Source organism: 'Chrysanthemum coronarium' phytoplasma (genome assembly GCF_000744065.1).
GTDB classification, from domain to species: domain Bacteria; phylum Bacillota_I; class Bacilli_A; order Acholeplasmatales; family Acholeplasmataceae; genus Phytoplasma; species Phytoplasma asteris.
Genome location: NZ_BBIY01000070.1, coordinates 1 through 2,561, shown reverse-complemented (window position 1 = coordinate 2,561; position 2,561 = coordinate 1). Strand labels below are relative to the sequence as shown.

Below are 2,561 nucleotides of genomic sequence, written 5' to 3'. Positions count from 1 at the left end.
AAACCTTTAGTTTTATGAGTTGCTAAATTAATGTTGTCTACAACTACTAATTGATTATTTTGAGCTTGGAGTGATAAAGCTGATTTTAGAGCCAGACTACGTACTTTTTGGTTTACTTTAACAGAATAATCTCTTGGGGACGGTCCAAAAGTAACTCCACCACCACGCCATAAAGGAGAACGAATAGAGCCATGACGAGCACGACCAGTTCCTTTTTGTCTCCATGGTTTTTTACCTCCACCAGCAACTAAAGCACGAGTTTTGGTAGCATGTGTGCCTTGACGCATTGCAGCTCTTTGAGCATTTACAACGTCGTATAAAACTTGTGGATTAGGTTTAATGTCAAAAACAGTAGTTGCTAAAACCTTTTCAGAAACGAAGTCGCCTTGTTGATTAAGAATATTAATTTTTGGCATGCGTTTGCTCCTTTGTCAATTTTTTTACAGCAGATTTGATCATTACAAAACCTTTATTAGGTCCTGGGACATTGCCTTTTATTAAGAATAAGTTTTTTTCAGTATCAACCGAAAGAATAGCTAAATTTTGCATAGTAACAGTTTCGTGTCCCATGTGTCCTGGTAGTTTTTTACCTTTTAATTTACCTTTAATAGGGCCCATTGAACCTGGACGACGGTGATAACGAGACCCGTGACTTTCAGGACCTCTGCTTTGATTGTGTCTCTTAATAGAACCAGCAAAACCTTTACCTTTGGAAGTTCCTGTTACATCAACTAAATCACCTACTTGAAATAAATCGTTTGTGATTAGTGCGCCTACTGCTAAATTAGCTAGGTTTGAATTGACATCCGCACTAAAATTAATTTCTTTAATGAAGCGCTTAGGGGCAGTAGTTGCTTTTTTAAAATGTCCTAACATAGGTTTAGAAGTGTTTTTTTCTCTTTTGTCGCAAAAACCTATTTGAGTAGCTTGATAGCCGTCTTGGTCAACGTTTTTTTGTTGTAAAACAACGTTAGGTGCAACATCTACTATTGTTACTGGAACTAATTCTCCTTGTTCGTTAAAAACTTGAGTCATTCCTATTTTTTTACCTAAGATTCCTTGAGCCATGTCCTTCCTCTTTCTTTTTTTAATTTTGGTTTAAAGTTTGTAAAAAGTTTTTTAAAGTGATTTTCAAAAGTTGATTGAAATTGTAATTGCAATTGTGATTGTGATTCAACCAAATGAAATGATTTAAATGAAATGGTTATAAAAAAGTAAATATTTATTCATATTAAAATGAATAGTGCCTAAATTTTGCTTTTGCTATTGGTTTTTTTTTAACAAAATATCAATTGCAGGTGGCAAACTAATGTGCATTAAAGATTCAATTGTTTTTTTATTAGGATTGATAATTTGAATTAAACGTTTGTGAGTGCGTCGTTCAAATTGTTCTCTTGAATCTTTGTTAACGAAAGGGGAACGCAAAACAGTAAATACTTCTTTTCTGGTAGGAAGAGGTATTGGACCTTCAATATTTGCTCCTGTTTTAGTGAGAATATCAATAATTTTTTTAGCTGATTGATCAATTAAATGATGGTCGTAGGCTCTTAGAATTATTTTGATAATTTCTTTTTCTTTTTTGTTCACTTATATTCTCCTTTTTTAGAAATGTTTGAAAATATTGCCTATTAGACAAATATTTTGCTTAAATAATTTTTTTCTTAGACAACTGACATTGGTGTTTTGTTTTTTGGATTAAAAGAAAAAATATTTAAAACAAGCCTTTTTATTATACCTTAAAAAAGATTTTATTGCAAGTCATTTTAATTACAAAAGTTAAAAAAGTAATTAATAATGTTTTTTAAAATAAAAAAAGCTGTTTCAAATAAGTAAAATGGTGAAAAGATTTATTTATTTTGGATTTTGTTTGTTAAAAAATACAATAAGTTAATTCAAATATCCTCATTAAGTTAATTCAAATATCTTTATATTAAAAGATAAAATGATTTAATGAAAAGGTTCATTTTTATATTTATATTTATTGATAACTTTTTTTAACAAATTTAAAAAACTGTTTAAAAGGGTTAATTTTGGCAAAACACATATAACCATTAAATATTATAATTAAAACCCAAATAATAACTAATATAACAACTCTTAAATAACTTGTATACATTTGTTTTTTAGTAAGTTGTAATAATAAATTATAATTTGATAGTATATTTGTATTAGATTGTAATGAATCTAGATATTGTTGTAAAACTTTTTGAGTATTTAGATTTTCAAAAAACGTATATATCAAAAAAATAACAATCATTCCAAATACACTTAATAATAAAAAATTGATGTTTTTAATAAAGAAGATATGTTTTGTTTAATATCAGACATATTTTTTACTTATAATTATTTAAATGATTTAGCTTTAGAATAACAGAAATAACCATTAAATCCTACTAACGACAATACAAAGAAAAACTCTACAAAAAGGAAAACGTATTTTTTAGTTACTTCTTGTTTTTCTTTGATGGCTTTTTGATCTTCGTTATGTTTTTCTAATTTGGGATCATAAGCTTTTTTAGCTTCTTAATTAACCAAAGAAGCTGAATATGAATTATCCTTGT

Annotated in this window: 3 protein-coding genes; all 3 read right to left on the bottom strand. The window is 28.1% G+C overall.

Annotated elements, in window-relative coordinates:
- The coding region (rplD, locus tag OYV_RS03390; RefSeq protein WP_042068287.1) for a 50S ribosomal protein L4 at positions 1-416 on the bottom strand (416 nt) is incomplete at its 3' end.
- On the bottom strand, positions 403-1,068 hold the full coding sequence (gene rplC, locus OYV_RS03385) for a 50S ribosomal protein L3 (protein ID WP_042068285.1): 666 nt from the start codon (positions 1,066-1,068) through the stop codon (positions 403-405). The genes rplC and rplD, both read right to left, overlap by 14 nt.
- 195 nt (positions 1,069-1,263) lie before the next feature.
- A complete protein-coding gene (rpsJ, locus tag OYV_RS03380) occupies positions 1,264-1,587 on the bottom strand; it encodes a 30S ribosomal protein S10 (protein ID WP_011160574.1) in 324 nt (107 codons plus the stop codon).
- Positions 1,588-2,561: the final 974 nt, after the last annotated feature.

Coding starts and splice junctions, on each gene's coding strand:
- rplC (WP_042068285.1), bottom strand. CDS start 1,068: ATGGCTCAAGGAATCTTAGGTAAAAAAATAGGAATGACTCAAGTTTTT.